The 26903-nt window shown below is 64.1% G+C and carries 23 protein-coding genes and 1 pseudogene; 10 read left to right on the top strand and 14 right to left on the bottom strand.

What is annotated here, in order from left to right; genetic code table 11:
• Positions 1-64: 64 nt before the first annotated feature.
• Positions 65-1606, top strand: a complete 1542-nt coding sequence (locus J8I29_RS23475) for a trimethylamine methyltransferase family protein (RefSeq protein WP_209433496.1) — start codon at positions 65-67, stop codon at positions 1604-1606.
• A gap of 142 nt (positions 1607-1748) precedes the next feature.
• Here J8I29_RS23475 and J8I29_RS23480 read toward each other — a convergent pair whose 3' ends face one another.
• The gene (locus J8I29_RS23480) at positions 1749-2291 is read right to left on the bottom strand and encodes an AAA family ATPase (RefSeq protein WP_209433497.1); all 543 of its coding nucleotides are present in this window, start codon (positions 2289-2291) and stop codon (positions 1749-1751) included.
• 202 nt (positions 2292-2493) lie between these two features.
• On the opposite strand from J8I29_RS23480, the gene J8I29_RS23485 reads away from it, so the two are divergent.
• The 4 genes and pseudogenes from J8I29_RS23485 to J8I29_RS23500 form a co-directional block, all read left to right on the top strand.
• Positions 2494-3099 carry a YceI family protein gene (locus J8I29_RS23485; protein ID WP_105865373.1) on the top strand — a complete coding sequence of 202 codons (606 nt, stop codon included), beginning with the start codon at positions 2494-2496 and terminating at the stop codon, positions 3097-3099.
• 11 nt (positions 3100-3110) lie between these two features.
• Positions 3111-3671 (top strand): cytochrome b, encoded by a 561-nt coding sequence (locus J8I29_RS23490; protein ID WP_209433498.1) that lies wholly within the window; start codon positions 3111-3113, stop codon positions 3669-3671.
• A 76-nt stretch (positions 3672-3747) separates the two neighbouring features.
• Complete coding sequence (gene nthB, locus J8I29_RS23495) at positions 3748-4407, top strand: nitrile hydratase subunit beta (protein WP_209433499.1); 660 nt, start codon at positions 3748-3750, stop codon at positions 4405-4407.
• Positions 4376-4642: pseudogene (locus J8I29_RS23500) on the top strand (nitrile hydratase accessory protein); the annotation flags it as partial. The gene nthB and the pseudogene J8I29_RS23500, both read left to right, overlap by 32 nt.
• Positions 4643-4811: 169 nt before the next feature.
• Here J8I29_RS23500 and J8I29_RS23505 read toward each other — a convergent pair.
• From J8I29_RS23505 to J8I29_RS23525, 5 genes are all read right to left on the bottom strand, one after another.
• Positions 4812-5153, bottom strand: coding sequence for a DUF559 domain-containing protein (locus tag J8I29_RS23505; RefSeq protein ID WP_245197285.1), 342 nt, complete (start codon positions 5151-5153; stop codon positions 4812-4814).
• Positions 5154-5258: 105 nt separating this feature from the next.
• Positions 5259-6695, bottom strand: a complete 1437-nt coding sequence (locus J8I29_RS23510) for a homospermidine synthase (protein WP_105865368.1) — start codon at positions 6693-6695, stop codon at positions 5259-5261.
• 197 nt (positions 6696-6892) lie between these two features.
• A complete protein-coding gene (locus J8I29_RS23515) occupies positions 6893-7459 on the bottom strand; it encodes an N-acetyltransferase (RefSeq protein ID WP_105865367.1) in 567 nt (188 codons plus the stop codon).
• Between the two features lie 204 nt (positions 7460-7663).
• Positions 7664-8794 (bottom strand): type III PLP-dependent enzyme, encoded by a 1131-nt coding sequence (locus tag J8I29_RS23520; protein WP_209433501.1) that lies wholly within the window; start codon positions 8792-8794, stop codon positions 7664-7666.
• A 684-nt stretch (positions 8795-9478) separates the two neighbouring features.
• Positions 9479-10096 carry a DUF2239 family protein gene (locus J8I29_RS23525; RefSeq protein WP_209433502.1) on the bottom strand — a complete coding sequence of 206 codons (618 nt, stop codon included), beginning with the start codon at positions 10094-10096 and terminating at the stop codon, positions 9479-9481.
• Positions 10097-10341: 245 nt separating this feature from the next.
• Between J8I29_RS23525 and J8I29_RS23530 the strand changes: the two genes are divergently transcribed.
• A complete protein-coding gene (locus J8I29_RS23530) occupies positions 10342-10929 on the top strand; it encodes a GNAT family N-acetyltransferase (protein ID WP_105865364.1) in 588 nt (195 codons plus the stop codon).
• A gap of 41 nt (positions 10930-10970) precedes the next feature.
• Here J8I29_RS23530 and J8I29_RS23535 read toward each other — a convergent pair whose 3' ends face one another.
• The 8 genes from J8I29_RS23535 to J8I29_RS23570 form a co-directional block, all read right to left on the bottom strand.
• Complete coding sequence (locus J8I29_RS23535; protein WP_209433503.1) at positions 10971-11681, bottom strand: DUF1523 family protein; 711 nt, start codon at positions 11679-11681, stop codon at positions 10971-10973.
• Between the two features lie 293 nt (positions 11682-11974).
• On the bottom strand, positions 11975-13309 hold the full coding sequence (locus tag J8I29_RS23540; protein ID WP_105865362.1) for a DUF6638 family protein: 1335 nt from the start codon (positions 13307-13309) through the stop codon (positions 11975-11977).
• Positions 13310-13493: 184 nt separating this feature from the next.
• A complete protein-coding gene (locus J8I29_RS23545; RefSeq protein WP_245197287.1) occupies positions 13494-15446 on the bottom strand; it encodes an ATP-binding protein in 1953 nt (650 codons plus the stop codon).
• Between the two features lie 215 nt (positions 15447-15661).
• A complete protein-coding gene (locus tag J8I29_RS23550) occupies positions 15662-16822 on the bottom strand; it encodes a hypothetical protein (RefSeq protein ID WP_209433504.1) in 1161 nt (386 codons plus the stop codon).
• A 178-nt stretch (positions 16823-17000) separates the two neighbouring features.
• Complete coding sequence (locus J8I29_RS23555; protein WP_105865359.1) at positions 17001-18080, bottom strand: hypothetical protein; 1080 nt, start codon at positions 18078-18080, stop codon at positions 17001-17003.
• Between the two features lie 436 nt (positions 18081-18516).
• The gene (locus J8I29_RS23560; protein WP_105865358.1) at positions 18517-19800 is read right to left on the bottom strand and encodes an HlyC/CorC family transporter; all 1284 of its coding nucleotides are present in this window, start codon (positions 19798-19800) and stop codon (positions 18517-18519) included.
• Positions 19801-19929: 129 nt separating this feature from the next.
• Positions 19930-21063 carry a 3-dehydroquinate synthase gene (aroB, locus tag J8I29_RS23565; protein ID WP_209433505.1) on the bottom strand — a complete coding sequence of 378 codons (1134 nt, stop codon included), beginning with the start codon at positions 21061-21063 and terminating at the stop codon, positions 19930-19932.
• On the bottom strand, positions 21060-21677 hold the full coding sequence (locus J8I29_RS23570) for a shikimate kinase (protein WP_209433506.1): 618 nt from the start codon (positions 21675-21677) through the stop codon (positions 21060-21062). The genes aroB and J8I29_RS23570 overlap by 4 nt, the downstream gene beginning before the upstream one ends.
• Positions 21678-21809: 132 nt before the next feature.
• Here J8I29_RS23570 and J8I29_RS23575 point away from each other — a divergent pair, with 132 nt between their 5' ends.
• The 4 genes from J8I29_RS23575 to J8I29_RS23590 all read left to right on the top strand — a co-directional run bounded on the left by J8I29_RS23575 (position 21810) and on the right by J8I29_RS23590 (position 26076).
• Positions 21810-21974 carry a histidine kinase gene (locus tag J8I29_RS23575; protein WP_209433507.1) on the top strand — a complete coding sequence of 55 codons (165 nt, stop codon included), beginning with the start codon at positions 21810-21812 and terminating at the stop codon, positions 21972-21974.
• Positions 21975-22196: 222 nt separating this feature from the next.
• Positions 22197-22865, top strand: coding sequence for a hypothetical protein (locus J8I29_RS23580; RefSeq protein ID WP_209433508.1), 669 nt, complete (start codon positions 22197-22199; stop codon positions 22863-22865).
• 119 nt (positions 22866-22984) lie between these two features.
• Positions 22985-25042, top strand: coding sequence for an FUSC family protein (locus J8I29_RS23585; protein WP_245197288.1), 2058 nt, complete (start codon positions 22985-22987; stop codon positions 25040-25042).
• A gap of 95 nt (positions 25043-25137) precedes the next feature.
• A complete protein-coding gene (locus J8I29_RS23590) occupies positions 25138-26076 on the top strand; it encodes a site-specific tyrosine recombinase XerD (RefSeq protein ID WP_209433509.1) in 939 nt (312 codons plus the stop codon).
• Positions 26077-26903: the final 827 nt, after the last annotated feature.

The raw sequence follows: 26903 nt of genomic DNA on the forward strand, positions 1-26903 counted from the left end.
TTGTTCTGAACGGTGCCGTCTCGCCCAGCCGAAAGTATTTGCCCACCTCAGGATGAGCCAGGACATGACGGACCAGCCCGTTTCCCGCGAAAACGCCCATCCGCGCCGGCGCGAGCGCGGCGCCCGCAACACTGGACCGTTGACGACGCAATTGCCGCGGCTGACCAACCGCTTCGCGCCGGTCGATATCCTCTCGCCCGAGCAGGTCGAGCGCATCCTCGATGCCGCCTATGCGCTGCTCGAAACCGACGGCATGAAGATCCTCAGCCCGAGGGCGCGCCAAGCCTATGCCGCCCATGGCGCCCTGGTCGACGAAGCGACGCAGATGGTGCGCCTCGGCCGCGACATCGTCGAGGCCATGCTGGCCAAGGCGCCCGGCAGCTTCGTCCTGCATGCCCGCAATCCCGAACGGGACCTGCATGTGGGCGGCAATGTCGTCAATTTCGGCCCCGTCAACGGCGCGCCCAACATCCGCGACCTCGATCGTGGCCGCCGCTATGGCGACCTCGAGGCCTTCCGCGACATCCTCAAGATCACCAACGGCCTCGGGCTGCTGCATTGGCAGGGCGGCGTGGTGGTGGAGCCGGTCGATGTCGCCGTCCCCGTGCGGCATCTGGAAATGTACCGCGCCCATATCGAATTGTCGGATCTGGTCTGGGCGGCGCGCGGCGTCGGCGGCGTGCAGGCACGCGATGCGCTGGCGCTTTCGGCGATCGAGCATGGCTGCAGCATCGAAACCCTCGCCGAACGCCCGACCCTGATGACGGTGACCAACGTCAATTCGCCCCGCGTGGTCGACGAGGACATCCTCGACAGCATCATGATCATGGCCGAACATGGCCAATGCGTGGTGATCACGCCCTTCACGCTGATGGGCGCGATGGCCCCGGTGACCCTCGCCGGTGCCCTGGTGCAGCAGACGGCCGAGGCCCTGTCGATCATCGCGCTCTGCCAGATGCTGAGGCCTGGCGCGCCCTGCGTGATGGGCGGCTTCACCTCCAATGTCGACATGAAGACCGGCTCCCCCGCCTTCGGAACGCCCGAATATGTCAATGCGGCCCTGGCGACGGCCCAGCTCGGCCGGCGCCTCGGCGTGCCGGTGCGCACCAGCGCCGTCAATGCCAGCCCGGCCCCGGACGCCCAGGCGACCTGGGAGACCAGCTTCTCGCTCTGGGCGGCGATCATGAGCCACAGCCATCTCATCAATCACGCGGCCGGCTGGCTCGAAGGCGGGCTGTCGGCGAGCCTCGAAAAGATCGTGATCGACGCCGAATTGCTGCGCGGCTGGGCCGAGATCCTCAAGCCCGTCGAGTTCGGCGACGACGAGATCGCGCTCGATGCCATCCGGGGTGTGGCGCCGGGCGGCCATTTCTTCGGCTCGCCCCACACGCTCGCCCGCTACGAGAACGCCTTCTATCGCCCCGTGCTCTCCGACTGGTCCAATTTCGAGAACTGGCGCGACGCCGGCGAGCGCACGGCGACCGACCGTGCACTGGATGTCTGGAAAAAAACGCGGAATGCCTATGTCCCGCCCCCCCTCGATCCGGCCGTGCGTGAGGCTGTTGATGCCTATATCGCCAGGCGCAAGGAGGAGATCGGGGGATGAGCCCAACGGTATCAAGACCGAACAAGCGATAGGCGCAGCGCCGGTTTTCTGGGACCGCTACTTCCAGCCGGCTCTTCCTTCTTGACAAGTACAGTGGTTGCAAAAGCCGGCTGGAAGCCGGCGGTCCCAGGAAGGATGGTCCCTACAAATCCCAGGCCCGATAGAGTTCGTTGAGTGCCTTTGCCGTGTGGCATTCGACGGCGGGCAGGCCGGATTGGCCGATGATCGCGGCATATTTGCTGGTGCTGTCGCGAGTCTTGACCAGGATCCAGTGGGCCATCTCCCATTTGAGACTGTCCTTGGCGCCCTCCAGATGGCCGGCGCGGCTGGAGCGGTTGACCAGGGTGCGCTTGAGATAGCGATAGAAGCGCAGCCAGTGATGGGAGGTGATCAGGATCGCACCCGTCGCCCGGGCGAAGCGCTGAGGCATCAGGCGCGAATAGTTGCCCTCCATCACCCAGCGCTCTTCCATGATGGCAGCATCGTGCAGGGCCGCGAACTCGGCCTCCGGCCGGGGCTGCCAATCGGTATGGGGCCGATGGTGGAGCTGGTCGAGATGCACGGCGGGCACCGCGAGCTTTTTGGAGAGGGCGACGGCCAGCGTCGACTTGCCGGCATTGGAAGGGCCGAGGACGACGATGCGCTCGCCGAGGCAGGCCAAGTCTTTCACGGTCGTGGGCAGCATGGTGGCACCGATCATGAAAATTGGGGGCGAGCCCAATGCGCCAGGCGGGTGGCGTTGTCAATGACGGTGCCAGAGAAGGCGGAGTATGGCCTGCCCGTTCACCCCGTTGTGATCGGGCAATTGCCGGGGTTACGAATAAAATCCAGCACGGTGTGTTTTCCAGACGAACCTTCTGCGTGACGGATCGAGACGGAACTGAGCCATGACCACCGCAAGCACGACCACCGCAAGACTGAAGAGCCTCTCGCTGGGAGTCATTCCCCTAGTCGCCTGCCTCATTGGCGCGAGCCAGGCCGATTCCGCCCAGGCGCGCAACTGGCGCATCAATCCGGCGCGGACCTCGGTGGGCTTCGTCGTCGACGGCATCGGCTGGCCACGCACCAAGGGGCGCTTCCGCGATTTCGACGGCAGGATCTCGATCAATTTCGACAACCCCGCCGCCAGCCGCGTCAGTTTCAAGGTGGCGGCGAAATCGGTCGATGTCGGCTCGCCCTCCTTCAACGACTATCTGCGCACCGATGCCTTCTTCGACGTGGCGCAATATCCCACCATCACCTTTACCTCCACCAAGGTCGAGAAGGTCGATGACAGCCACGCCCGGGTCACCGGCGATCTCACCATCCGAGGCATTACCCGACCGCTTACCATCGATGTCGCCCTGGACAAGCCGGCCGACAGGGGAAGCTCGCAGATCGGCTTCCGGGCGACGGGCGTGATCAAGCGGCTCGCCTTCAACATGAGCGCGGGCTTTCCGGCGATCAGCAACGACGTCGACCTGATCGTCACCACGGAAGCGCAGGCCCAGTGACGAGGGTGGTGATGAAGGGAACGGCGTCCCGCAGCCATCGCTGGAGCGCGACCGGGCAATTCCTGCATTGGTCCTGCGCTGCCCTCATCCTGTTCATGCTGGGGCTCGGCCTTGCCATGGTGGAATGGGTGGAGGACCAGGGCCAGCGCTTCGATCTCTACCAGCTGCACAAGAGTCTGGGCGCTCTCGTCTTCCTGCTGATGGCGTTGCGCGCCGCCTGGCGCCTCCTGGCCCGGGCGCCGGTATTGCCGGAGAGCATGCCGCGCCATGAACGCGTGCTGAGCAAGACCGTGCATGTCGCCCTCTACGGCCTGATCTTCGCCATGCTGGTCACCGGTTATGTGATGATCTCGGCCTCGCCGCTGCCGCTGCCGATCCAACTGCCCGGAGGAGGGCATGTTCCCAATCTCGTCGCGCCCGATTTCGAGCTTTCCGAACGGATGAAGGCGCTGCATCACCGCCTCGCGCTCGTGCTGATCGGCCTGGTCCTGCTACATGTGGCCGCCGCCTTCAAGCACTGGCTGTGGGATCGCGACGGCGTGCTGCAGAGCATGCTGCCGGGGCGGGGCTGAGGCTTCATTGCTTTTGCCAAGCAGGACCGACTCCGCGTAAGACAGGTTCTTGGCCTTGCCTTGCTCGGAGTTTGCCATGAACGGTGCGCAGGACCTCGGCGGCATGATGGGCTTCGGGCCGATCGCGCCGGAAAAGGACGAACCTTTCTTCCATGCCGACTGGGAGAAGCGGGCGCTGGCCGTGACGCTGGCGATGGGCGCGACCGGCTCCTGGCCGCTCGATGCCGGGCGCTATGCGCGCGAGAGCCTGCCGCCGGCGGATTATCTGTCCTCCTCCTATTACGAGATCTGGATCAAGGCCTTGATCAAGCTGCTGCTGGCGAAAGCGCTGGTCAGCGAGGTCGAGCTTGCCGAGGGGCGGGTGATCGAGCCGGGAAAACCGCTAAAGCGCGTGATCAAGGCCGCCGAGGTGCCGGCTGCGCTCGCCGCCGGCACGCGCTGCGACCGCCCGGTCACCCAGCCCGCGCGTTTTGCCGCCGGCGAAGGCGTCAGGGCGCGCAACGAGCACAAGATCACCCATACGAGGCTGCCGCGCTATGCGCGCGGCCATCTCGGCACCGTCGTAGAGGCGCATGGCATGTTCGTGCTGCCGGACAGCAACGCCCATGGCGAAGGCGAGAACCCCGAATGGCTCTATACGGTGCGCTTCGCCGGCACCGAGCTCTGGGGGCCGCAGGCCGATCCGACGCTGACAGTGATGCTCGATCTGTGGGAGAGCTATCTTGACCCCGCTTGACGCCATTCCATCCATTCCGCGCGATCGTGGCGAACCCGTGTTCCGGGAGCCCTGGGAGGCTCGCGCCTTCGCGCTTGCCGTCTCCCTCCACGAAAAAGGCGTGTTCACCTGGCCGGAATGGGCCGAAGCGCTGGGCCGCGAGATCGCGGCGGCGCCTGCCGACGATGGCTCGCATTACTACGAACACTGGCTGTCGGCGCTCGAGAAACTGGTGGCAAGCAAGGGCCTTTCGAACAGACCGGGAAAAGGGTTCGGATAGGGATCGCCACCCCTCATCCGCCTGCCGGCCCCTTCTCCCGCAAGGGAGAGGGGGATTTTTGAAAGCGCAACGCCAACCGATAGCCTTCTCCCCCTGCGGGAGAAGGTGCCCCGAAGGGGCGGATGAGGGGTGGACGCACCCCATCCTACCAAGGCAGCCCAGCCCGAGCCAGAATGGTGTCCTGGACCACCGTGGGAGATTGCAGGATGTCGGCATTCCAGAAACGGACGATTGTAAACCCTTGTGCTGCCAGCCAGCTGTCACGAATGTGGTCGTGCGTGCTCTCGGCGTGCTGGGAGCCATCCGCCTCGATGATGAGGCGATATCTAAGGCAGACGAAGTCGACGACATAACGCCCGATCGGTACCTGGCGGCGGAACTTCAAATGAGCAAGCCGACGGCCGCGCAAAAGATGCCAAAGCTTGGCCTCAGCATCCGTAAGATCGTGACGCAATTTACGTGCGAAATCGCGTTGCTCAGGCTTCATGGTTTCCATCCAGAGGCCTGAGCAGTTTAGTGCTGGGAGGGGTTTCGTCCACCCCTCATCCGCCCTTCGGGCACCTTCTCCCGCAAGGGGAGAAGGTAAAGTGGCTTACCGCACCAGGATGTTGCGGAACTGCCAGGGGTCGGAGGTGTCGATGTCCTCCGGGAAGAAACCGGGGCGGCCGTCGAGCGGGGTCCAGTCGGTGTAGTAGCCCTTGACCGGGCCGAGATAGGGCTTCTGCACCTCGAGGCAGCGGCGGAAATCCATTTCGTCGGCCTCGACGATGCCCGCGTCCGGATTCTCCAAGGCCCAGACCATGCCGGCGAGCACGGCCGAGGTGACCTGCATGCCGGTGGCGTTCTGGTAGGGCGCGAGCCTGCGGGTCTCCTCGACCGTGAGCTGGGAACCGTACCAGTAGGCGTTCTTGCCATGGCCGTAGAGCAGCACGCCGAGTTCGTCCGCGCCGTCCTCGATTTCCTTCTCGTCGAGGATGACGAACTTGTCCTGCGCCTTGCCGGCGGCGCCGAACATCTCGTGCAGCGAGAGCACGGCGTCATTGGCCGGGTGATAGGCGTAGTGGCAGGTCGGGCGGTAGACCGCCTCGCCATTCTCGTGCACCGTCAGATAGTCGGCGATCGAGATCGCTTCGTTATGGGTGACGAGGAAGCCATATTGCGGGCCGGGCGTCGGGCACCAGCTCAGCACGCGGGTGTTGGCGCCGGGCTGCAGCAAATAGATCGCCGCGCCGCAGCCTTCCTTGTGGGTGCGGCCGGTCTCGGGCATCCAGGTCTCGTGCGTGCCCCACCCCAGCTCGGCCGGCTGCATGCCTTCGGAGATGAAGCCCTCCACCGACCAGGTGTTGACGAACACCCCGCGGGGCTTGGGATGCTTGGCGCGCTGGGTGTCGCGCTCGGCGATGTGGATACCCTTGACCCCGACCTTGCGGGCGAGCGCGGCCCATTCCTCGCGGGTCTTGGGATCGGCCGAGCCGTGGCCGGTGGCCTCGGCGACGTCGAGCAGGGCCTGCTTGACGAACCAGGAGACCATGCCGGGATTGGCGCCGCAGCAGGAAACCGCGGTGGGACCGCCGGGCGTGCGGCGCTTGGCGGCCAGCATGCTTTCGCGCAGGGCGTAGTTGGTGCGCGCTTCCGGGCCGGCATTCTTGTCGAAATAGAAGCCGAGCCAGGGCTCGACCACCGTATCGATGTAGAGCGCGCCGAGGCTGCGGGCAAATTCCATGATGTCGACGGAACCGGTGTCGACCGAGAGATTGACGCAGAAGCCCTGGCCGCCGCCGGCGGTAAGCAAGGGCTGCAGCAGGCTCTTGTAGTTGTCCTTGGTAACGGCCTCCTGCACGAAACGAATGCCGTGCTCCTCGATGATCTTGCGGTCGGCATCGAGCGGATGCGGGTCGATGATGACCATGCGCTCCTTGTCATATTCGAAATGACGCTCGATCAGCGGCAGCACGCCGCGACCGATCGAACCGAAACCAATGATCACGACGGGGCCGGAAATCTTACCGTAGACAGGCCATTGAGCCATTCAATCCTCCAAAATGTGCAAGCCCCAGCGTTTAGGCGCTGGGACCGGCGGGTGCAAGTTTTGTCGCGTGAATGTGAAGCGGGGATGACACGGAGTGTCGACCTTCAGGTCGACATGTCCTTCCAACGGGCTCGGCATTGCCGAATGGCGGTGTTTCAAGAATGTCGACCTGGAGGTCGACACTCCAATTTCGAAAACTACGCCGCGAAGCGCAAGCCCGTGTCGTTGGCCGCCTCGGCGACGAGCGCCGCGAAATCGGGCGCGGTTTCGAGTTCGCCGGTGGCGTTCACCAGGCCGGCCGCTCCCACCAGCCCGTCGGGCACCAGCTCCAGGCCGAGGAAGCGGTTGCGCTCCACCGGACCGGGCAGCCAAAGGCGCTCGGTGAGGTCGGTCGAAAAGCCGAAACGGCTGTAATAAGGGGCATCGCCCACCAGGAGAATGGCCTTGTGCCCATATTCCTGCGCGTAGCCGATGCCATGCCACATCAGGCGCGCGCCGAGACCCTCGCTGCGATAGCTGATATCGACGGCGAGCGGTCCCAGCAGCAGGGCCGGGCGGCCGGGGCCGGCGGAGATGTTCCACAGGCGCAGCGTGCCGATCAGCCGGCCGTCATCGACGGCGGCGAAGGCCAGGCCCTTGGCCGGCAGGCGGCCTTCGCGCAGGCGCTCGCTGGTCTTGGCGAAGCGGGACGGACCGAAGCAGGCGTCGAGCAGGGTCTCGCGAGCTTCGAGATGGGAGGAGGCTTCCTGGACAATACGGATCATGGCCGTGGCTCCTTCAAAGGATAGAGCGACAGCCCTCGCACCGATGAAACGGCCGTACGGGACGATGGGAGGTCATCCCGTGCGCGATGCAGCGCAAAGCGATGCGTCGCAGACACGGGACTGGGTTCAGGATGAGACGCCAGAGCGGTCCCGGATCTGCATCGCATCATTGCATGCTGAGATGCGTCCGGGATGACACCCTTGTCAGATCACCACGGAGGCCAGCGGCGGGAAGCCGTTGAAGCCGATGGTGGAATAGGTGGTGGTGTAGGCCCCGCAGGCTTCGATCAGCACCTTGTCGCCGATCGACAGGCTCACGGGAAGATCATAGGGGGTCTTCTCGTAGAGCACGTCGACGCTGTCGCAGGTCGGTCCGGCCAGGACGCAGGGCGCCTTGGCGTCACCGTCCCTGTTGGTACGGATCGGGTAGCGGATGGCTTCGTCCATGGTCTCGGCGAGGCCATGGAACTTGCCGATGTCGAGATAGACCCAGCGGATCTCGTCCGTTTCGGCTTTCTTGGACACCAGCACCACTTCGGCCTCGATCATGCCGGCATCGCCGACCATGCCGCGGCCCGGCTCGATGATGGTCTCGGGCAGCTGGTTGCCGAAATGCGTGCGCAGCGCGTTGAAGATCGCTTCGCCATAGGCGGGCACGCCTGGCATGGCGCGCAGATATTTGGCAGGGAAGCCACCGCCCATGTTCACCATCGACAGCGTGATGCCACGCTCGGCCATTTCGCGGAAGATGCCGGCGGCGGTGGCCAGGGCGCTGTCCCAGGCCTGCACATTGCCCTGCTGCGAGCCGACGTGGAACGACACGCCATAGGCGGTGAGGCCGAGGATCTGGGCCTGCTCGAGCACGTCGGGCGCCATGGAAGGTGCGCAGCCGAACTTCTTCGACAGCGGCCATTCGGCGCCGGCGCCATCGCACAGGATGCGGCAGAACACGCGCGAACCGGGCGCGACGCGGGCGATCTTCTCGACCTCGGCCACGCAGTCGACGGCGAACAGGCGCACGCCGAGCTCGAAGGCGCGGGCGATGTCACGCTCCTTCTTGATGGTGTTGCCGAAGGAGACGCGATCGGCGCCGGCGCCGGTGGCCAGAACCTGCTCGATCTCCACCACGGAGGCGCAGTCGAAGCTGGAGCCGAGGCCGGCCAGCAGGTTGAGGATCTCCGGGGCCGGGTTGGCCTTGACGGCGTAGAAGACGCGGGTGTCGGGGAGCGCATGCGCGAATGCCGAATAGTTCCGCTCCACCACGTCGAGATCGACGACGAGCCGGGGGCCGTCGGCGGGGGTACGTCGGAGATAGTCGAGGATGCGGTCGGTCATGGCGGGTCTCCCCAGAATCCAAAGGGTGTCACAGATCGGTGCGACACCACCGCCGCCGCGGGGTGGAGCCGCGGACGTTCGATGCTGACGCGCCGCCCACCGCCGGAAAGGCCGGATGCCTCACCGCGACGGGATGCAAATCGCCACACAACGGATCAAGCCGCTGCATGATTCGAAACTGCCTTGGATTGGATCGGGATACCCGGTCCGCACGCCTGGCAAAGAGAAACAAGCCTCTTCAGTCGCTGGATATGGAAACCAGCCGAGACCAAAAAAGCCCGTTCGTCGTTGCTTCAAGCTGCGTCCCCCGCGGAGTACGGGGTTCACCGGTCGCCTCCGGCTGCCGATCGTTGTTCGGGATTAGATGATGTCGGCACTTGAACGATGCCTGATCACCTCAGGGGATCACTGCCGCGATCCCTGTACATCCCTGGCGACCGTCCAGCCTCTTGTCTGGATGTCCACCGACCGACACGCGGCCACAGGCACGTGCGAAATTGGGCAAGGCGGGAAATAGGGAGAATGGCCGTCACATGCAAGAAAAATTTTCGCCCGGACCGAAATTTTTCTGCGGCGCAAAAAGTCAAAATTCACGTGGCCGGCAAAGGAGTTATGCCAAGGGCCCGCTCGCATGCCGACGACGGGGGCCGGAGCGGGGCCACGGGGCCTTACATGGCGCCTTTTTTAGGCGCGACGACCGGCGATCGCAGCCTGATAGGGGATTTGACCATCGCCGTGTGGTGCGATCGCAAAGGCAGCCTTGGCCAGCTTATGCGCATGCCTGCTGATGTCGTCGGGCCAGCCGGCGATCATGGCAGCGAATTTTTCGTCGTCGCCGGCAAACAGGGCGCGAATCGCTTCCTCATAATGGGGCTCGTCGCCGGCCATGGCACTCATGAAACGGTAGGCGGCCTCGCGCGCCTCGCGGAGCCGGTCCGTCGCCTCGGAGGCATGGCGTGCCTCCTCGACCAGCCGGCGCAGCGCCACGGAGGCACCGCCCGGCTGGGAGGCCAGCCAATCCCAATGACGCGGCAGCAGGGTGATTTCGCGGGCGACGACGCCGAGCTTGGGGCGCCCCGGCCCGCGCGGCGGCGGCTCGATCAGGGCATAGCGCGCGCGGATGTCCTCGGGCGTGCCGCGCAGATCGAGATCGACAGGTCTGCCCGTCGCCTCTTCGAAAACATGCACCGGCGAGGCCTCGCCCGCGTCCTGGGCCTGGCGGATGGCGATGGCAACGGTGATGGCATCGCCTTCGGCCAAACACTTGCGTCCAGCGAAGGCGATGAGGGCAAGATGGGTCATGATCGCTGATCCAGTTTGACCCGGAGGATAAGCTCGGGCGAAATCGATGTCAATATTACCCGGGTGAATATGAGCGCGCATCCGACAGAGAGGCCGGCCGTGCCAGGAAAACGGCAGGCGTCTTTTTCCTGCATGGCAGCCCTGTGTGCGGTGCGGCAGAGATTTCTTGCAATTCATGTTGCGGTGCACAATATCTTGGGTCCTAGGGAGGTGACGACTCGGGGGTAAGCCACGAGGACTGCGAGATGAACCAGATCACCACCATGGCCCCCCGGGGCATTATCCGGCAGTTGAGACCGTCCGATCTGCCGAAGTTTCGCGATCACCTGCTGCGGCTGGACCGCGAAAGCCGGCATGACCGTTTCAACGGCGGCATCAGCGCCGCCTTCGTCGCCGACTATGCAGAGCGCAGCTTCCGCGATGGTGCAACCGTGATCGGCTATGTCGAGGATGGCCAGGTTCTCGGTGCGGCCGAATTGCACGAACTGCCCGAATTGGCGGAGCCGACGGCTCAGATCGCCTTCAGCGTCGAACGTCACCGCCAGCATCAGGGCATTGGCGGGCGCCTGTTCGCGCGCCTGCTGCTGCACGCGCTCGGCCTTGGCTATACCCGCCTCGAGGTCTCCACCCATGCCGACAACGCCAGCATGAAAGCGCTGGCCCGCCGCTTCAACGCCAAGCTCAGCTTCGCGCAGGGCGAGACCATGGGCGTGATCGAACTCGATCCGGCGGTGACGCTTGAGCATCCCGCCTTCGAAGCCATCGGCGAAATGCTGCCGGGACCGCTGACTTTGACGATCGTGGGCGACGGTATCGCCAGAGCGGCGGCCTGAGCGGCTGAAGTCTCGAGGTCAGCTATTCTCGAGACTTGATCCTACTTGTAGCGCCGCTGGTTCTTCGGTTTCCAGCTGTCGAGCCAGCGCCGGATCCGCGCCATGAAGCCGGTGGCGCTGCTCGACACCGCCACCGCCCGTTCGTCGACGGCGTCGGCGGCGGCACTGACGTGATCCTCGATGCGCATGAGCATCGGGTCGATTCTCTCGCGCTTGAAGCGACGCAGGCGGAAATAGAGCCAGATCAGCCCGATCGCCAGGCCGCCGAACACGAAGATCCGCAGCCACGGAATAACATAGTCATCCGGTCCGGTCGCTGCCCGGATCGAGAGCGCGTTGGGGAACATGGTCAGATAGGTGACGCGCCAGCCATAGCTCTTGATCACCACCCATTTCGGGCTTTCGGAGCTGGACTGGAAGGACTGGGCCGCGGCCATCAGGTTGCCGGAGTCGAACTTGTAGTACCAGGGGAAGCCCCAGTCGGTATCCTCGTTGCGATACACCCGGAGGGCGCCGCTGGGATAGACGGTGTTGATGAAGCGCACGTCGCGCGTGTTGGTCGCCTGCACATTGGGCGCCTCGCTGTCGAAGAAGCCGGAGCTGTCGAGGCGCTTGGTGTCGGTGCCGACGATGCGCACCACGTCGTAGCGCGGCAGCACCTGGTCGAGCCAGCAATAGCCGACCACCAGCACCAGGACGATCAGGAACCATTTGAACAGGCGCAGCATGAACTCTCCCGGGTGCGCGGGCATCTCGCCCGCTTCTTCCTATCCGACAGGTGGGGCCTTTCCAAGAGGCCGGCAAGGGGGCGGCTGTTCGGACCCGCGTTCCACGGCTGGCGCGGTGGCTCTCCGGCTGGTCTGAAGAGCCTGACCGGAAAATCTGTAAAACTCGGCTTCTGTCATTGCCGGGCTTCGTCCCGGCAATCCAGTGCCGCACTCTCGACGAGTGGCGGTAGCTGGATGCCCGGGTATGACAAAACTGAGCTTTTCTCCGCGCTGTTTGTGATCATAGAGTCAGGTTCTGAAGACCAGCCACCCGTTCTTTATCCCTTCGGGATTGCGCCCCAGGGTCCCGCCTGCGGCGGGGGCTCTTCCTCCGGCGTGCCGTCGCCGAACAGATCCTCCCAGGCCTCGTCGTTCTTGAGCGCCTCGTCCCTGGACAGGAACTCCACCACATAGTTCTGCTTGCGCTCGGTCCAGCCCTGATAGGCCTTGTAGAAGGCGGGCTTGTTGCACAGGAAGAGCTGGCGGATGTCGAGCGGCGTGAACTCGCTCAGGAGCTGGTTGACGAGATCACGGTCCGGCAGTTGGGCAGCACGATAGAGATAGAAGCAGCCCGGCTCCGTCGGGCCGGGCAGGCGGGGCTTGAGTCCCTGCTCGGCGGCGCGCAGGGCAGCCTCGACCACCTCGAATTCCGGCGGCAGGTCATTGGCGTGACGCATGGCGAAGCGGCGCAGGTCCTGGCGGTTGAGGCGGGCCAGTTCCGCCGGCGCGTCGGCCTTGCCGGCGAGGACATTGGCCAGCATGAAGTCGAGCCGCTGGCGCAGCAGCGCCTTGGCATTGAGGTCGGCAGCCTCGAAGACAGAGGTGATCAAGCCGTTGAGCTGCAGGAAGTGCCAGACATCCACGGCGCTTTCGAGATCCTTGGTCTCCACCGCACCGATCTTGGGAAAACCCGGAGCCACCCCGCGATAGAGCATGGCGGGGTACGACATGTCCCTGAACAGATAGAGCCCGTCGAAATAGTTGGTGTAGAAATTGCCCTGGCTGTACTCGGTCTTGCGGAAACGCACCGGATGGCGGGTGATGTCGCCCACCCGGCCGGCGAGCTTGATCATGGTGTCGATATAGGCGTCGTCCTGCCACAGATCGTCCTTGGCGCGGAAATCCTCGATCAGGCGCGACAGCTGCTCGGCCTCGCCCAGCCGGTCGGTCGGCGTGTTGGCCTCGACGGTGACGGAGCGCAGCTCCAAGAGGTCGGCCGGGCTCTTGATGCGCCACATCGAGTGCACGAGTTCGCCCATCACGGCCTCGCGCACGCTGAGCGCCATCAGTTCCCTGGCATTGTCCTGGATGAAGTTGCGCAGCACCGACCGCATGGTCGAGAACTGCGCATTCAGCAGCGGCGCCTTGAGTTGGTCGAGGCTGAGCAGGATGAACATCCGGTTGCAGCCCTCGGGATTGAGGTAGCGGATGTCGTCGAGCTCGTCGCCGACCTCCGGCGAGAAGCCGGAGAGGTCGATGTGAAATTCGGTGAGCGTGGTGCGCTTGCCGATGAGTTTCTCCAGCGCCGCATTGTAGCGCGCCACCATGGTGGGGGAGGAGACCTCGATGAGGTTCCCGAACATCAGCCCCGCTTCGATCAGGCGCTCCATCATGACGGCGACTTTCCAAGACCATCTGTCATTCCGCACGCATCCCGGCATGAAATGCTGCGATGCAGATCCGGAACCGCGAGGGAGACGAGCCTCATCCTGCCGGCGGTCCCGGATCTGCGCCGCATCACTGCGTGCTGCAGCGCGTCCGGGATGACAGAAACCGGCCCTGTGCTGACATCGTGCCTCATGCTCCGCGCTGCTCCAGATAGCGTTTCTTGGCTTCCTCCATGCGCCCCATCTCGCGCACCGCATTGTCGATGGCGGCCTCGTCCGACTTGTCGGCATAGCGGAATTCGCTGTCGGCGTAACGGTTGATCTCCTGGATCACCATCTCGACCGTGATCGGCTTGGCAAGCTCGGAGATCATCGCAAGCTTGGTGGCGTAATCCTTGGTGAGGAAGAGGTCGGGCTTTTCCATCCACTCGTCCGGCAGTTCGAAATCCATTGCCCTGACCTTGATGGCATCGGTGATGTTCTTGATGGCGCGGCCGGTGAAGCGTTCGTCCGCCTCCTGGATCGCCTTGAGATAGGCGCCGAGCTTGGCGACGGTGTCGAGCGCCCCGATGTTTCCCTGCACGCTGTCGAACACCTTGGTCAGGGCCTCTTCCTGCGGGCGCGAATGCGCCTCGTAGGAGGCGGCCACCGCCTTCTTGATCTCCTGGGCGGCAAAGAGGTCGTGCTCGCCCAGCGGGATCTTGTGGCGCTTGCCGAGCAGCAGGGAGAGCAGGTCGATATAGTCCTCCTTGCTCTGCGGCCCGTCCACCAGGAAGCGGGCGCCTGCGCGCTGGCGCAGGGCATCGTCGACATTCTCCGGGAAGTTGGAGAACATGCCGAAGGTGCAATTGCCGCGCACCACCGTATTGGCGCCGGCAAAGCTCTCCATCAGCACGGCGGTAATCTCGAGCTGGCCCGAGGAGGATTGTCGGTCTCCGCGCTTGCCGGCGAGCTGGTCGATGTCGTCGATGGTGCCGAAGCCGATCACGGCGGGGTCGATGATCTCGCGGATGAAGGCCTTGGCGTTCTGGGCCGACTTGCCCTGGTAGCTGTCGATGCTCTCGGTGGAGAGGTTGGCATAGCGGAAGGGATAGCCGGCATTGCTGCAGTAATCGTTGAGCAGGCCGGCCATCATCTGGATCAGCGTGGTCTTGCCGGTGCCGGGCTTGCCGTCGCCCATGAAGGTGAAGATGAAGCCGCCGAGCTCGGCGAAGGGGTTGAGGCGCTTGTCGAAATCATAGGCCATCAGCATCTTGGCCAGCTTCATCGACTGGTATTTGGCGATGTGGTTGCCCACCACCTCGGTCGGCTTCTTGAAGGCCATGGTCAGCGCGGTGGAGCGCTTGTGGGTGGCGGGCGTGAAGCCGTTGAGCTGGAAGTCGTCGGCCTCGACGCGGTAGGCGGCACTGGTGAAGGCTTCCAGGCGCGGTGCGGTGCCGGCGCGCAGGGCGACCGCTTCCATCAGCCGCTCGCACCAGGCGGTCAGGGTCGGTACCAGCTTGAGGCTGCCATCCATCCGGCTCAGGATGCCGTCGAGCTCCCACAAGGCGCCTTGCAGGGCGATGGAGGGATTGTCGGTGAGGATTTCATCGAGTTCGCCGACTTCGGCCTGGCCCTCGCTCGCCTGCGCGGCAAGCAGGAAGGAGAGCATGTTGGCGGTGACATGCAGGCCGATGAGGGAGGCCGCCGCGAGGAGCTCGGCGAATTCGGCGCGCCGGGCCGGATCGAGGCGCCCCTCGCGATTGTCGCGCTTGAGCTGGCCGAGGGCGGTGCGCTCCTCATAAAGCTCGCCCACCGCCATGGCGGTGGCCAGGGAGCGGCGCAGAGCCTGCAGCACGCTGGCCTGGGCCGGGCTCATCAAGGCTTCGCCCGGGTCGGCCTGGCTGATGCGGGCGATCAGGTGGACGCCGTCCTGGGCCGCGCTGGAGCGCGCGGTCAGCCCCGGCGTGGTGGCGCGGAACAGCCGGCCGGTCGCAGTTGGAATGCCGGGCGAGCGTTCGGCCGGCGCGCTGCCCGCCTGCGCGGGCCTCGCCTTGGCGATGCGCGGCGCATGCTCGAAGCCCTCCATCACGGCCAGGGCCTGGGGATAATGCGCGCGGATCGCCGCTTCGCGGATTTCCATCAGATTGAGGGAAGCGGTCATGGGGTCCTCGTGGCCTTTCTACCCTCCCTTGGAGGGGGAGGGTCGATGCGAAGCATCGGGGTGGGGTGGCTACGCACCCCGTGGCAATCAATATCAGGGAAAGAGTTTTCCGACGGAGGAACACCCCACCCCGGCCCTGCGGGCCAACCCCAGGCACTTCCAAGAGGAAGTGCCGATACCTCCAGGGGAGGGTAAGAACGCCCTCTGCCCATCCTCTAAAACCCCGTCAGCAGGGAACCGTCCTCGCCGACCACATATTTGCGCACGTCGCGGAAACCGGGCGGATCGCGGTCGACGAGAACCTGATAGGGCAGCACCGGCAGGACGAGCGAGCGTTCGAGCCGGGTCACGCCCGCCTCGGCGGCAGCGGGCTGGTACTGGTCAAGGTCGAAGATCTCGCGTTCCACCGTGGAAAGCAGGCCGGCGGGCACCCGCTCGCTTCGGGCCGAGACCAGCGTCTCGATGGTCCAGGCCAGGGCCCAGTCGCTCTCCTCGGTGCGCGAGACCTCGGCGAGGATTTCACGCAAGGGGCCGGTCTGCTCGGTGAAGGCGTGCGAATACATCGGCCCGACATGGATGCGCCTCAGGAGCTTGGGATGCAGATTGTCGAAATCGACGTCGAAGCCGCGGGCGATGGTGAGGAGCTTGAGGCTGGAAAGCGACTGCGCCATCAGGTGGGACTGCACCTGCGGCCAGCGCATCTGATCCTCGTTGAGGATGACATGGCCGGTATCTTCGACCACCAGGAGGTAGATCACCGGCAGGCTAAGGGCGCTGTCATAGACGGCCCAATGCAGCAGATAGCGCCGGCGCTGCGCCTTGGCGTCGGACAACAGCAGGAATTGCGGGTGATTCTGGGCGAAGAACAGGCCGCGTGATTTCAGCGTCTCGTAATAGATGCGCTGGCTCATCGCATATTGCAGGCTGGTGGGTCTCGCCCGTTCGGAGAGGATGGCCGCGATCATCGCCTCCTTCAGCCGGGCCTGGTCCGGCTGGTTGGCGAGGTGGCGGTCGACCTGCACGAGGTCGTTCGCCATCGTCATGATCTCCTGGAACACCGGAAAGCCGCTCTCCGAGCGGTCGATCGTCAAAGTGAGCGGCAGTGAGGAGACGCGGCCCGACATCAGGTGCTTGAGGCTGAGGGCGGTGAAAGTCTTGGCCAGGCGTTGCAGATAATTCTCGATCAGGTCGAGCTGGATCCTGGCGAACTCGCTGCCGCCATATTTGGCGTCGTCGACGAGGCTTGCCTGGCTTCCCTGGCCGGTCTGGCCGGCGATCTCTCGCAGATGGCGAATGATGCGGGAGAACTTGCCGAAATAGCGCCGCATCGCCTGGGGATCCGGCAGGGTGACGTGGTCGTTACCGGGAGGGGTCAAGGGCGGGCCTCGGCAATCTTTACCCTCCCCTGGAAGGGGAGGGTCGGCCCGTGGGCCGGGGTGGGGTGATTTTGCCGGAAGGATTTGACGCCTTCCATGCTATCCCGTGGGCAAGGCGGCACTGCCACCCCACCCCGAGGCTTCGCCTCGACCCTCCCCCTCCAGGGGAGGGTAGGCTTCATGCCCCGCCATAGAGGTTCTTGTCGTGCTTCTCGACGATCTTGGCGAAGCGGCGGGCGAAGCGCTCGTCGGATTTGGCCTTTTCTTCCAGGATCTTGCGGGCGAAGACCATGTGATCCTCGTGCTTTTCCATCATCTCGGCCATGCGCTGATTGGTGGCCGAGCCGATCGCGGCCATGGCAGCCTGGGCCTCCTGGTCGGTCTTGACGCCGATCTCGTTGATGCGGTGGGCGACATCCTGCTGCTGGGCCGTCTTGAGCGACTTGGTGAGCGCATCATAGAGCACCACGCGCTGCTTGGTGTCGGTCTGCAGCTTGTTGATCAGCACCATCTGGGTAGCGGCCTGGTTCTGCAGGCTGTCGACCCAGCTCTTGCCCTGCTCGATATAGCGCTCCAGCGTCTGCGACTGCGCGAGCTTGACCTGCTCTTCCTGCACGAGGCTGTTATAGGTCGCATTGGTCTGGGCGAGCTCGGTTTCCAGGCGCGTGCGGGCGGCGGCATCCTGTTCCATCGAGATCTTGTTTTCGAGGTCGATGATCTTGGGATCCATGGCCAGGACCTGGGCGCGGATCTTCTCCAGTTCCGCCACGGTGGCTTCACGGTCCGCCAGGGTGCCGGACAGGTTCTTCTCAACCCGGGCCTTGTGGTCGTTGAGCACGCCGAGCTGGTTCTGCAGGAGGTTGACGATGATGTCGGACTTGGAGATCAGGTCCTGCAGCTTGTCGTCGATGGAGGCGGCGCGCAGGCGCTCCTCGCGCATGGAGTCCGACTTGGCGGAGGAGAAGATGCCCACGAAGCTCTCCCAGCCGGACTTCTCGCGCATGGCGTCGAATTCCTTGGAGAAGCCGGCGGTGACGTCGTCGAGACCCATGATGAGCTCGGCGATGTTGGCGTTCATCGCGTTGGAATGGGCGTGAACGTCGTCGAGCGTGGCGTTCTGGATGTCGATGGAAATATCCTCGCCCTTCTCCATCTTGGAATGGGCGAGCTCGATCCTCGAGCTGACTTCGGAAATCTTGGCCTGGGCCGCCTTGATTTCAGCTTCGGCGGACTTGATCGCGGCGTCGAACTCGGCCATGCGGCTCTCCCCTGGGTTTGCCATCCCGGAGCAAAACGCGTTCATGCTGAGCGCTTATTTGCTCCAGGCTCGTTGTTTCCCGGCCAATCCAGCGGATTGGCCAGAGCGTCTTTGCGTTTCTTGGCAATTGCGCCAATTCGCAAGACGCTTTGACTATTGAGCAACCAGATAGGGGAAATCGAGACAAGTTTAAAGGGCGAGGCAAGGGGGCACCGACTGGCGTGTGACGTAGGGCACATGGTGACCGGGGAAGGGGCGCGTGCGGGTCTTATGGGGGTGCCGATGGAGCGGCCGATGCCGGCAATACCGCAAGCAATCGTCCGGACGGCCGCAGCGCGAGATTTCTCTAAGTGAAGAACCTTTAGCGCATTGTTGTTGCAGGCTTTTCATTCCGGGGGGCGCTATTGCGCGGGGTGGGCTCATCTCGGTGTCTCCTTCACCCCTCCGGCGTCTCCGCCACGATCGGGGTGATCCTCAGCGAGGCGATGCGGTTCTTCTGCTTCCTCAGCACCTGGAAGCGGTAGCCATGGAAGGTGAAGGTCTGGCCGGCCTCCGGGATGGTGCGGGCCTCGTGGATGACGAGGCCGGCGATGGTGGTGGCCTCCTCGTCCGGCAGCGTCCAGTCCATGGCGCGGTTGAGGTCGCGGATCGGCACCGAGCCGTCGACATTGACGGCGCCGTCGGCCTGCGGGCGCACGCCCGTCACCACCAGATCATGCTCGTCGGAGATGTCGCCGACGATCTCCTCGATGATGTCCTCCAGCGTGACGATGCCGAGCACCGAGCCGTATTCGTCGACCACGAAGGCGAAATGCTGCTTCCTGCGGCGGAAGGAGCGCAATTGGTCGACCAGCGAGGTGGTATCGGGTACGAACCAGGCCGGCAGGGCGATCTCCTCGATGTCGAGCTTGAGGGGATCGTTGCCGGCGGCATCGAGGGCGCGCAAGAGGTCCTTGGCGTGCAGCACACCGATGATGTTCTCGGGGCTCTCCTTCCACACAGGGATACGGGTATAGGGGGCGGCCAGCACGCTCTGCACGATCTGGGCTGGCCCCTCGTCGAGATCGACGGAGAACATCTTGGTGCGGTGGACCATGACGTCGTCGACGGTGAGTTCCTGCAGGTCGAGCAGGCCGCCGAACATGTCGCGCTCGGTCTTCTCCACCGAGCCTTCCTTGTGCAGGAGGTCGACAGTGCCGCGCAATTCGTCGGTGGCCGAGAGCAAGGAGGGATGCTTGCCGACCTCCAGGCCGACGAGGCGCAGGATCGCGCGCACCAGCCAGCCGAGCAGGCCCGTCACCGGCGAGAAGATCAGCACCACCAGCCGCACCGGCCAGCCGACGGCCAGGGAGAAGCGCTCGGGATAGTTGATGGCGATGGTCTTGGGCAGGATCTCGACGAAGATGATGGTCAGCACCGAGATGACGATGGTGGCGTAGAAGATGCCGACATCGCCGAAGATGTCGAGCAGGATGCCGGTGGTCAGCGCCGCGGCGGCCGTGTTGACGATGCTGGTGCCGACCAGCAGCGAGCCGATCATCGCCTCGCGGATGTCGAGCAGCTTGTTGACGACCTTGGCGCGCTGGCTGCCGTTCTTCTCCAGCGACAGCAGCCTTGCGCGCGAGGCGGCGGTGAGGGCGGTCTCGGAGCCCGCGAAGAAGAAGCCCGCCAGCAGAAGCAGGAAGACGATGAAGAGCGAGTACCAGGCCTCGGGATGCATGGGTTCCTTCCGATCAGGCCCAAGGAAGGAGAGGGATCGTCATTGCGAGCGCAGCCAAGCAATCCAGATCTTCATGGTGGGCCAAATCTGGATTGCTTGGCTGCGCTCGCAATGAGGGTTTAGACATCATTACGCTCCCAGCTTGCCGGCGTCGGCGAGCTTCTCTTCCAGGAAGCCCGTCACGGCATGGGGATCGACATCGTTGGCGATGAAGCTCTCGCCGATGCCGCGGGTGAGAATGAAGGTGAGCTTGCCGCGCTTGACCTTCTTGTCCTGCAGGATGGCGTTCAGCAACTCGTCCGCGGTGCCGGCTCCGCCCGGCACCTGGTCGATGCGGGTGGGCAGGCCGGCCGCGGCGAGATGGGCGGCGACGCGCGAGGGCGTTTCCTGGGAGCACAGGCCGAGCCGCGCCGAGAACTCATGGGCCAGCACCATGCCGATCGAGACGCCCTCGCCATGCACGAGACGGGCCGAGTTGTAGCCGGTGACCGCTTCCAGCGCATGGCCGAAGGTGTGGCCGAGATTGAGGAGCGCCCGCTCGCCGGTCTCGGTCTCGTCGCGGGCGACGATGCCGGCCTTGGCGCGGCAGGAGGTGGCGATGGCCTCGACCCGCGCCGGCCCTCCCGCCATCACGTCCTGCCAATGCGTCTCGAGCCAGTGGAAGAAGGGAGCGTCGTTGATCAGCCCGTATTTGGCGACCTCGGCATAGCCGGCGCGGAATTCGCGCCGGGAGAGGGTATCGAGCACCTGCGTATCGGCCAGCACCAGGCTGGGCTGGTGGAAGGCGCCCACCAGGTTCTTGCCGTGGCGGGAATTGATGCCCGTCTTGCCGCCCACCGAGGAATCGACCTGCGCCAGCAGGCTGGTGGGAATCTGGACGAAGCGCATGCCGCGCCGGACCGCTGCCGCTGCAAAGCCGGCAAGATCCCCGATCACGCCGCCGCCGAAGGCGACGACGAGATCGCCGCGCTCGACGCGCGTGGCGATCAGGCTCTCGCAGACCTCGGCGAAGGTGGCGAAGCTCTTGGAGGCCTCGCCGGGGGCGACGGTGATGGTCTGATGCTCGATCCCGGCGGCATCGAGGCTCCCCGTCAATGTCGCCAGATGCAGGGCCGCGACATTGGCATCGGTGACGATGGCCAGGCGCGCCTTGGGCGCGAGGGCGGCGATGCGTCGACCGGCCTCGCCGAGAAGGCCCGGACCGATGGCGATCTCATAGGAGCGCGCGCCCAGCGCGACGGGAACGACGATGGGCTGGCTCATGCCGGTTTGTCCGATCTTTCTGTCGATAAATAATGTTCGAGGGCAGTGACGACGTCCTCCAGCACCGTCTCCTGGGCCACGTCGCGCGACAGCACGGTGACGTCGGCTCCGGCATAGATGGGATAGCGGGCTTCGATCAGCTTGCGCAGCGTGCCTTCCGGATCGGCGGTCTGCAGGAGCGGGCGGGTCGGCTTGCGGCGAACGCGCCGCATCAGCACGTCGAGTTCCGCCTTCAGCCAGATCGAGACGCAGCAGCGGGCGATGAGGGCGCGGGTCTCCTCATTCATATAAGCGCCGCCGCCGGTCGCCAGCACGATCGGCTTGTCGCAGGCGAGCAGCCTTGTAATGACACGGCGTTCTTTGTCGCGGAAGAAGGCCTCGCCATCCGAGGCGAAGATCTCGGAAATGGTCTTCTGGGCGGCTTCCTCGATCTCGGTATCGGCATCGCGGAATTCGAGGCCGAGCCGACCGGCCAAGCGCCGGCCGACGGCGCTCTTGCCCGCCCCCATCATGCCCACCAGCACGACCGACCGCCCCGCGAGGGCTTCCGCCATTTTCTTCTCGCGCTCGGCCGGGACAGGGGGTGTCGCAAAGCCGCTCATATCGTCCCGCATCAACAAGTCCATCGTTCTAATGAACCGGAGAGGGGCCTCGATGCAAGAGCCTGAGGGGCAAGCGGAGGGCACAACGCCATGGTGCTGCCCTGAATCACGCATTATCCTGGCACTGTTGCGTTCAGGATCCTCATGCCCAGCCTCTTCCGCTTCCTTCTCATTCTCCTGCTGCTGGGATTGGCCGGTTTCGGCCTGGTCTATGCGCTGGGCACGTTCGTAAAGCCGGCGACACGGCCGATGAGCCAGGACATTCCTCTCAAGAATCTCGAACCGGCCAAGGAGCCGGCGAAGCCCTGAAGCAGGAGCCGCCCGAAACCGCGAGGATTCAGCGAAACAGGTTTTAGAATGACGAGTGCCGGGAGATTCAAAGTGAGGCCATCGCTTTTCGTCGCCATGTCCATCCTGACGGCCTTGCCTTTGTCACCGGCCGCCCAGGCCGGGAGCGAGGGGCTGGAATCGCGGGAGTACAAGGTCGGCCTCGATCCGGCGGCCTTGCCGGGGGATTCGGACGCGGCGATCTTGGCGGTCGAAGAGCGGCTCAGCCAGGCGACGAAACTCGAATTCGGGCAGCCCAAACAGATGCAGGTGCAGTTCTTCGATACGCAGGACTGTGCCCTGACCCGCGCGTCCATGCTGCTTCGCTCGCGCGAAAAGCTCGGTAAGACACCGCGCATCACCTTGAAAATCCGAAATACCGATATGCTTGCCGTTAAAACCATGCCCATCGGGCTCTCAAGGACGGGCGAGACGGCCTTTCAGGACGATTATGGCATCGGGCCGACCGGCAAGCCCTCGAGCGACTTCTCGAAATCCTTTTCCTTCGACGACACTCCACCGAAGACGCTGAGCGAGCTTGCCCAATCCATCCACAATCTTCACGAGATCGTGCCGTTCCAGGGAAACTCGGTGCTGCAGGCCGGACCGCGGGTTGCCCAAACCGCCTATGCCTCCGAGCCGCTGCCTATGAGCGCCAAGCGCAAGATCCGGCTCGAGGCCACCTTGTGGTATCCGGCAGACGGCGGCAAGCCACTGGCAGGGGATGTCTCCTTCACTCTGGAAGCGCCGTTCGACTATGGTGAGTTGCAGGCGGCCGACAAGCTGCTGCTTGATCTCGCCAAGCAACTGGGACCACTGAAGGGGCCTTCGGCGGAAAAGGCGCTGGCTGTCATTCCCGAGTCCTGCCGCTAAAGCGTGTTGCTCGAAAGCCCTGACAGGCATGCCCCGGTCGGGAGGCGCCGTCCCGTCGATATCGGACTGTCGCCGCGAGCCGATACCAATCAGATGACAAACCCTGTATGGCCGGTGTGATGCCTCGCCCGAGTTTCCTTTCCGCCCGTCCCTCGTTCAGCCTGCCGCACCTGGCCATGCCGCCGCGGGCCGACTGGATCTTCGCCTTCCGCACCACCGTCGTCGGGCTCCTCGCCCTGGCGATCGCTTATGCGCTCGGGCTCGAACAGCCGCAATGGGCGATGATGACCGTCTATATCGTCAGCCAGCCCGTCGCCGGCATGGTGCTCGCCAAGGGCCTGTTCCGGCTGGCCGGCACGCTGATCGGCGCCCTTGCCTCGGTGGCGATGGTCAAGCTCACGGGCAGCGAGCATCTGTTCTTCCTGGGGCTGCTGGCCGCCTGGATCGGCCTGTGCACCTTCGTGGCCTCGACGCTGCGCAACCCCGAGGCCTATGGGGCGGTATTGGCCGGCTATACGGCCGCCATCATCGGCCTGCCGGCTTTCGACAATCCTCATCTCGTCAACGAGCTGGCGATAGCGCGCTGCATCGAGATCATGCTCGGCATCGTCTGTGCGGGCCTCGCCAGCCGTTTCCTGCTGCCGCAACTCGCCCGCGACGTGCTGGTGGAGCGGGCCGGCGCAAGCCTCAGAGACATCGCCCGATATGGAGCGGGCGCGATCGGGGGCACTGCGAAGGCGGAGCTCGACGCGCGCTATCAGCGCCTGATCGTCGATATCGAGGCGCTTGCGGGCATGCGCGCCTATGCCCGCCTGGAGGCACCCAGCCTGGTGACGCATGGGCGCATGGCCCGGCACACGATCGGCCATATGCTCTCGGCCATCTCGGCCGTGCATACGCTGCTTGCCCATGCCAGCGCCCCCGATTCGAGCTGGCGCCCGCTGCTCAACCGCATCAAGACCATGCTGGACGGGATCGCGCAGGGCGATTGGCTCACCCAGGATGTCCGCCCCTGGCTGCGGCAGATCGAGGAATTCTGCCGCGAGGCCGAGGCGATGCGCGGCGCACCGCTGCAGCCGCACGAGGACCGGGCCGCGGCGGCAGCCCGCATTACCCTGCTGATCGAGTTTCTCACCGCCATCCGCCAGGTGCTGGAGGGACTGGCCGCCCTGCGGCTGCGCGCGCCCGACCCGCCTGGCCAATGGAAGCTGCCGGCCCTCACCATCGATCGCGACTATGAGGTGGCGGCCGTCAACGCCATCCGGGCGGCGATCGCCACCACCATCGTCACCGCCTATTGGATCGCCACACGGTGGGCCGATCTCGCCGGGGCCGCGGTGATGGTGGCGGTGATGTCGAGCCTGTTCGCCACCATGCCCAATCCGCTGCGGTCGGCCTGGGACTTCCTCAAGGGCACGGCCTATTCGGTGCCGTTTGCCTTCCTGGTCGGCCAGCTCATGCTGCCGCATCTGCCGGGGCTTCCCTGGCTGCTGGCGCTGATCGGGCTGGTGCTGCTGCCGGCGGCGCTGGGCATGGCCAATCCGCGCTTCACGCCGATTGCAACCGCCTTCGCCATCAATTTCCTGCTCTTTCTCAATCCGCGCCAGCCGATGGTGGCCGAGCCCTGGCTCTTCCTCAATGCGGCGATTGCTGTGCTCGGCGGCGGGCTGCTCAGCCTCGCCGTGTTCGCGGTGGTGCTGCCCCGACGCCCGCAAAGCGTGGTCGAGCGGGTGGTGGAGGCGTTCCGGGCCGACCTGACCCGGCTTTGCCTGCATGAGCGCCTGCCCAAGCCCTCGGCCTTCGAGAGCCTGGCCTATGATCGCATCAACCAGCTGATGGCGCCGCTGGAACGTGTCGGCAGCAAGGGCCAATATGTGCTGGACGGGAGCCTGGCCGCCGTGACCATGGGGCTGGAGATCCTTCGCCTTCGCCGTTTCCTGCGCGAAGGCCAGATCGAGCCCGACCATGCCGCGGCCGTTTCGGAGATGCTGGTGCGCCTCGCCCGCCTCCTCGCCATCCGTATCCCGCATGCCAAATTGCTGCGCGACATGATCGGCTCGCTCAGGGAACTGGCGGCCGAGATCGTCAAGGAAACCAGCCCGAACGCTCATCTGCAGGCGGCGGCCTCGCTCAGGGTGATTGCCTTGGCCCTGGAGGATCACCCGCTTTATTTCTGAGGCCGGGCGGGAGGCGGACCGAAATGTTCCTGCCGCGGCCCGAGTCTCTGCGGGTGATTTTCCTGCCGTTAACCCCGAGGCGCTAGGCTGGCTCCATGTCAAAACCCGCCAGTGACAGCCGTCTCATCAACGCCTTCCTCGACATGGTGTCCGCCGAGCGCGGCGGCGCCGACAACACGCTGCAGGCCTATCGGCGCGATCTCACCGATTACAGCGATTTCCTGAAGGGGCGCGGCGGGGCAATCGCCACGGCCGGTGCCGACGAGGCGAGGGCACATCTCGCCGCGCTCAGCGATCTGGGTTTCAAGGCGACCACTTTGGCGCGCCATTTGTCGGCGATCCGACAACTGCACAAATTCCTTTATGCCGAAGGTTTCCGGACCGACGATCCAACCGGCGTGCTCGACGGGCCCAAGCGCGGGCGTGCCCTCCCCAAGGTGCTGGATGTGGCGGAGGTCGATCGCCTGCTTGCAGCGGCGGCCGAAGGAATCGAGGACGCTACGCGTCCGCTGTCGGAACGCCTGAGGGCGGCCCGGTTGAGTGCCCTGCTCGAGACGCTCTATGCCTCGGGGCTGCGTGTCTCGGAACTGGTCAGCCTCAAGCGCACCGCGGCCCGGCCCGGGCTTGCCATGCTGAACGTGGTGGGCAAGGGCGCCAAGGAAAGGCTGGTGCCGCTCACCGAGGCCGCCCGGCGCGCCATGCAGGCCTATCTCAGCTTGCTCGCCCAGACGGGCAGGGACGGCGCCTCGCCCTGGTTGTTTCCATCCTTCGGCGAGAGCGGCCATCTCACGCGCCAGCATTTCGCGCGGGAATTGAAGATGCTGGCGGTGGGCGCCGGCATTCGCGCCGACCGAGTCAGCCCGCATGTGCTGCGCCATGCCTTCGCCAGCCACCTCCTGCAGAACGGTGCGGATCTGCGCTCCGTGCAGATGATGCTCGGCCATGCCGACATCGCCACCACGCAGATCTATACCCATGTGCTGGACGAGCGCGTGAAATCGATGGTGCGCGACCTGCACCCACTGGCGGATTGAGGCTGCCCCACCAGGAGAGACCGCCTTCCTCGCCAGGATTTCCCGGTCTGGTCACGGCGTGAACACCGATGGTCCACCCCCGGCACGGATGCCGTCATCGTCGGGAGGCGGCTACCCGGCGCGATGCCGCGTCGACACGATCAAGCTCCGTTCCGGTCGACGCGTTTGGGAGCGCATGGTAATGAAAGCGGGAAGTTTCTTTCCTCAATATACTTGATTAAATAGCGAAGTTTGCCGACGGCTGTTTGATGAGTGCTCTCCCGTCTGTTGAAGACTCAAATAACTGCGAGTTGAATTCCGAGCATGCACGAAGCATTGTTAATTAACCTAAGGATTTATTTCAAATCTTGATTTGAAGTGTAAATATGTTGCGTGTTCTGATAATATTTTTGTATTTTTATAGAAATTTTCGTTCTTGATATATAGATTCTAATGTATTTGTCTTTTGTTATAAGTTTATGTCCAATATAAATTCAATTTATATAGATTTGTTTATTCATAGATGGTTTGTCGTGAAAAATATATAGGATTTGATTTTCAGAAATTTAAGGTGTTTTATATTAATGCATATATCCAGAAATATTGACACTTTTTACAATTTACATTAAATGCGATACTTTCTTATTGTGTGATTATATTATACCTCATTTTTCGAATTAACAATAAATATAAACTTGACATGTGTAATAAAAGTCCAATAGATCTTTGTAAATTCTGACGAGTGCGGTGTGATGATCGTCGAGCGTTTATCCATTCCCGAGGTTGTCCGGGTTCGTCCGCGGCGTTTCGGCGATGCTCGTGGTTACTTTTCGGAAGTGTTCAACGCG

It is taken from the genome of Labrys sp. LIt4 (genome assembly GCF_017813775.1).
Classification (GTDB): Bacteria; Pseudomonadota; Alphaproteobacteria; order Rhizobiales; family Labraceae; genus Labrys; species Labrys okinawensis_A.